This is a genomic window from Mesorhizobium sp. M0601 (assembly GCF_040320845.1).
In the GTDB taxonomy this organism is placed as follows: domain Bacteria; phylum Pseudomonadota; class Alphaproteobacteria; order Rhizobiales; family Rhizobiaceae; genus Mesorhizobium.
The window spans coordinates 1-5,228 of sequence record NZ_JAMYQK010000086.1; the positions used below are offsets into that span (position 1 = coordinate 1).

A 5,228-nucleotide genomic window follows, 5' to 3' on the forward strand; every position below is an offset into this window, starting at 1 on the left:
TGCCATGTCCTCGATCGTCATTAAGCAGCCCGTGGCCGCGGGCGTCCAATTCAGTTTGCAGATTGGTGTCTTCTGGCGACGAGATAACGGCATGCGAGGCGGTGGCCGGGGTTGTGCGAGCGGGTGTCAAGCACGGCGCGGGTCGGCCGCGATGCGCGGGCGCTATTCGCCAGCGCGCTGCGCATAATACCCGATGACCGTCTGTCACCCTGCGGTTCCCCCACACTCTGGGTCAAGACTACGCGAGGGCTAGTTGCGGGTTCAAGCAAACCCATCGTGAGATGGGCGAATCCTCAGATTTGCGTGAGGCCGCCGGGATCTGCTTCTGGCGGCCCGACGGTTCGGCTGGACTATGATGAAAGGATCGCCAGGATCCAGGATAAGGACCGGAGAAAATATCAAGCGCAGCAACCATTGCAAAGAACAAAAGAGTGACGGCCGTCCTAATGCTAAGGTGCCAGCCATCTAAAAACGCGATGGCACTGTCCGGAACATTATATTGGCGGACCCAATGCCAGGTGGCACATACTCGGCGGGTAGCGGATCGAACTGCATCCGCCCCCGTCAAACGCCATCCGGCAGAAGTCGAGCGAACTGACGTGCAGATCAAAGACGTGCTCCTCGCGCCAGGAAACGGCGCGTTTTTCTACGACGATCAGGCAGCCATAAGAGCCGGTGCCTCGCAGGACGGTTTTGTCTATGTGGGCGAACCCGTCACGCCCGACTTCCAATCCATTCGGGTTCCGGCATCTTCGCTGAGTGTCGGGCTTGTCCTTGTCGACGACACCGTCGTTTGGGGCGATATGATGAGCGTCCAGTACTCTGGTGCCGGTGGACGCGATGCTTTGTTTGAAACTGCTCAGATCTCGGATTTGACGTCGCGGGTTGTGATGCCCCGGCTTCGTGATGTCGATGCGTCTCGCTACCTTGATGCCTGCGCCAAGGTATTCGAGCCCTTCGAACACAAGCGGTTACCTCTCGCGATTGAGTATGGGGTCAGCCAGGCGCTTCTACGCGCAGCGGCCCACCTTCACCGTACGGCGATGGCGGAGATCGTATGCAGTGAATTTAACCTACCGCTGCCAACGCGTAGGGTCCCGATATACTGCCAGAGCGGCGATGCTCGCGAAATCAACGTGGACAAAATGATCCTGAAGGCGGTGGATGTGCTTCCCCACGGACTGATCAATTCGCGGAAGAAATTCGGCGTCGGCGGCCAGACGTTTATGGAGTTCGTGAAGTGGGTTGCGACCCGAACGCTCGAAATCGGCCGGCCCGGGTATCATCCGGTGCTGCATTTCGATGTGTATGGCTGGATCGGCCAGGAAATCGGCCTGGAGCCGCAACGCATCGCCGACTTTATTTGCAGGGTTGCCGATACCGTTCCGGGTTTCGTGCTTAACATCGAGTCCCCGGCGGATTTTGGTTCGACGCAAGCTCAAATTGAGAACTACGCCCAGATCGTATCGATTTTGGACAACCGGGGTTCCAGCGCTCGCATTGTCGTGGACGAGAGGTGCAATACGCTCGAGGATATTCGGCTCTTCGCCGAAGCGAAGGCCGCGCATCTGGTCCAAATCAAGACGCCAGACGTTGGGTCGATCGCCGATACGGCACGCGCAGTTCTCGTCTGCAAGGCGAGCGGGGTAGGAGCGTATGTCGGAGGAAGCTGTACCGAGACAGATCTCTCCGCCCGGGTTTCAGTTCACGTTTCGGTAGCGACCCAGGCCGACATGATGCTCGCGAAGCCCGGAATGGGCGTCGACGAGGGATTTTCCATCGTTGGCAACGAACAAAACCGCTTGCTGGCCATGTTGAACCGTCGGCGGATTCAAAGCCAAAACGTTGGATGAAAAGCACGGTGTCGCATGCAGAACTCTCTTGAGGGGATCATCGTCGTAGCCGTGGAGCAGGCCGTGGCCGCGCCTTATGCGTCGTCTCGCCTTGCGGACGCAGGCGCCCGGGTCATCAAGGTCGAAAGGCCCGAAGGGGACTTTGCCCGAAACTACGACAAGCTGGTGCGGGGACAGAGCGCCTACTTCGTCTGGCTCAACCGGGGTAAGGAATCGGTTTGCCTCGACCTGAGGTCAGAGGCGGACCGTGCCGTCCTGGAATCGCTTATCGCCGTTGCTGACGTCTTCATCCAAAACCTAAAGCCGGGCAGCATCGAAAAACTGGGTTTCGGGTCTGCGGATCTCCGTCGGCGCTTTCCGAGGCTGATCACCTGCGATATCTCCGGTTTCGGAGAGGGAGGGCCGTATTCCCATTTGAAGGCTTATGATCTCATCGTCCAGGCCGAAACAGGTCTATGCGCGATCACCGGCAACCAACAAGGGCCCGCGCGTGTAGGGGTCTCAGTTTGCGACATCTCAGCGGGCATGACAGCGCATAGCGCCATTCTTCAGGCGCTGTATCACCGCGAGGTCACCGGCGAAGGGACCAGCATCCAGGTGTCACTGTTCGATGCCGTCGCCGACTGGATGAACGTGCCGGTTCTGCAAAACGACTACAGCGGGTATCGCACGGTACGCGCCGGCGTGAAACACCCGTCGCTGGCGCCATATGGCGCCTATCGTTGTGCCGATGGCAAAGAGGTCATCTTTTCGGTTCAGAATGACCGCGAGTGGGTAAATTTCTGCGAGAAATTCCTGAAGCAGCCAGCGCTCACACGCGCACCTGGTTTTGCTGACAATATGGAGCGCCTCGGTCACAGTGCGCAACTTGATGAGATCATTGAACGGCGGTTTTCTGAACTGTCCTGCCACGAAGCAATGCAGGAGCTCGAGGCGGCCGGCTTGGCATATGGCCGACTGAACGAAGTGGTGGATGTTTCAAAACATCCACACATTCGCAGGGTTGAGGTTGCCACACCTGAAGGAACTGTAGACACGATAGCGCCGGCGGCGATCTTCAACGCTGAGCGCCCCTCGTTACGGCCAGTTCCGGCTCTTGGTGCTCATACCGAGGCTGTCCGCGAGGAGGTTCTTGGGCTTTTGCGCGAAAGAGCCGCGTCAGCGTGAGCGCACGTCTGAGTGAGGTCAGTGCGCTGGCGGTTTACGAAGAGCTTGTGCGCCTCGGATCATCTCAGCGCATCGGCCATCCAGCAAGCCTACTGCCGTCACGCTCGCTAAGATTGATTGCAGAGGCTACCCCATGATCAAGGACACCTTTCCGGCCGTTGAAAGCGCGATGTCTATACCTCGCTGGAGATCCCTGCTCTTCGTACCCACTCACATACCGCGATTTGTGGAGACGGCCCATGAGCGGGGTGCGGATGGCGTCATACTCGACCTCGAGGATTCCGTTCCCCAGGATCAGAAGGGAGAGGCGCGGCGGCAGCTTCCTGAATGCGTGGCAAAGGTGGGCCGGAAAGGCGCATCTGTTTTGGTCCGCGTCAATCATGGTTTACGCGCTTTGGCGGCCGATCTCGATGCAGCCGTGATAGCGGGTGTTGACGCGCTTGTTCTTCCGAAGACGGATTCGGCAGAGTGGGTATTAGGGATCGCGAATGCGGTTTCAGAACTTGAACGGGAAAGAAATCTTGCGCCGGGACGCATCCGGTTCCTTGCTCAGATCGAGACTCCGGGCGCACTGCAAAGGCTTGCGGCCATTGCGTCAGCGCATCCCAGGATGATCGCAATGGCGCTTGGTCCTGAAGACTTCAGTGCCGCTGTTGGCGGCACCCCGGAATTCGACCTTCTGTTGACGCCGAACCTTTCTGTTCTGTTTGCCGCCCGTGCGGCCGGCTTGCTCCCGCTTGGCTTCATAGGAAGCATCGGAGATTTCTCGGACACGCATAAACTTCGTGAAGCCGCGGTGCATGCGCGGCGGCTAGGCTTTGCTGGAGCCTTGGCGATCCATCCGACACAGGTGGCCATATTCAATGAGGCTTTCTCGCCAAGCGCCCAGGAACTCGAGTGGGCCCATAAGGTCGTCGCGGCAGAAAATGATGCCACCACGCGTGGCCTCTCTGCATTCTCGTTGAATGGCAAGATGATCGATCCGCCAGTGGTGCGGCGCGCCCACGACATCCTGGCTCTCTCCAGCAACAACTGAGCCTATGATCAGCGGCCGGACAGGCGGTTTTGAAACTAGTGCGACAGTTTTGTGGCTTGCCTACCATCTCGTTTCGAGATAGATAAATAGCACTGGGGAACATGCCCCGGTTGGATTTGTTCATCGTGGACATCAGGCAGTTAAGATATTTTGTCGGCGTCGTCGAAGCCGGCAGTTTCACGAAGGCAGCTGCGACCCTCAACGTTGCTCAAAGCGCTCTAAGCCTGCATGTGCGTCAACTGGAGGAAGGGTTCGGCACCCAGCTGCTGGTTCGCGACCGGACCGGTGTCAGCGTCACGGCGTCCGGAGACAAGCTGCTTGAGCGCGCGCGGGTTATCCTGAAGGAAATTCAGCTCACTGAGGCCGAACTGACCAACTCGGTGGCTGCTCCTTCCGGAGAGGTGACCATTGGCATTCCGTCCGGCGCCGCTCGCGTTCTTAGCGGTCCCCTGCTTGAATCTGTAAGGAGCGAATTGCCGAGGATCTCACTTAAAATGATCGAAGGCATGACGGGACCGCTGGAGGAGTGGATGGCTGCTGGCCGCTTCAATCTGGCCGTCCTCTACCGCACTGCCGAGAGCGTCGGGCAAATGGCGGTGCTGGCCCGCGAAGAGTTTTGCCTGGTGGTGCCGCCGGGCCAACCGCCTTTCGAAGATTCAATAGCGCTCGCTGACCTGCACGCATTTCCGCTGGCGGTTCCCATGCGCAACAACAATGTCAGGCGTTCGGTGGCTGATGTCGTTGCTCAACACGGTTGTGTTCTGGACGTCAGATTCGAAGTCGACTCCCTTTCTACGATCATAAATATGGTCATGGAAGGAAAGGCGTATTCCATCCTTACCCCGTCGGCCATTCAGAAAGAGGCGTCTCAAGGCCAGGTCCGGACGGTCAAGATCATTGACCCGGTGATTACCCGTTCCGTTGTGCTTGCCGTCAACCCGAAGGATGAGCGCTCTCCAGCCGTGTCTGCGGTCCGCAAGCTGATCCCCAAGGTCGTAAAGACTTTGATCGAAGGCAAGCACTGGTCAGCCACGGTTCCGGACCGGGTTTAGAAATCCCAAGCCAAGTTCTTCCAGTGCGATCGCTTGTCGCGGCTGCGTGTGCGATATCAATCTGGATTCGAGATGGTTTTGGGCGACATTCGATATTTGACCGCATGCGACTATCGCGAT

The 5,228-nt window shown here is 58.3% G+C and carries 4 protein-coding genes; all 4 read left to right on the plus strand.

The window, feature by feature from the left end; genetic code table 11:
* The first annotated feature begins 599 nt into the window (after window positions 1-599).
* The 4 genes from NKI41_RS32675 to NKI41_RS32690 all read left to right on the plus strand — a co-directional run bounded on the left by NKI41_RS32675 (window position 600) and on the right by NKI41_RS32690 (window position 5,108).
* Window positions 600-1,853: a methylaspartate ammonia-lyase gene (locus tag NKI41_RS32675; RefSeq protein WP_352687107.1), complete on the plus strand. Its 1,254-nt coding sequence runs from the start codon at window positions 600-602 to the stop codon at window positions 1,851-1,853.
* A gap of 15 nt (window positions 1,854-1,868) precedes the next feature.
* Window positions 1,869-3,020, plus strand: coding sequence for a CaiB/BaiF CoA transferase family protein (locus NKI41_RS32680; protein WP_352687110.1), 1,152 nt, complete (start codon window positions 1,869-1,871; stop codon window positions 3,018-3,020).
* 133 nt (window positions 3,021-3,153) lie between these two features.
* A complete protein-coding gene (locus NKI41_RS32685; protein ID WP_352687113.1) occupies window positions 3,154-4,056 on the plus strand; it encodes an HpcH/HpaI aldolase/citrate lyase family protein in 903 nt (300 codons plus the stop codon).
* 125 nt (window positions 4,057-4,181) lie between these two features.
* Complete coding sequence (locus NKI41_RS32690; RefSeq protein ID WP_352687116.1) at window positions 4,182-5,108, plus strand: LysR family transcriptional regulator; 927 nt, start codon at window positions 4,182-4,184, stop codon at window positions 5,106-5,108.
* Window positions 5,109-5,228: the final 120 nt, after the last annotated feature.

Coding starts and splice junctions, on each gene's coding strand:
- NKI41_RS32680 (WP_352687110.1), top strand. CDS start 1,869: ATGCAGAACTCTCTTGAGGGGATCATCGTCGTAGCCGTGGAGCAGGCC.
- NKI41_RS32685 (WP_352687113.1), top strand. CDS start 3,154: ATGATCAAGGACACCTTTCCGGCCGTTGAAAGCGCGATGTCTATACCT.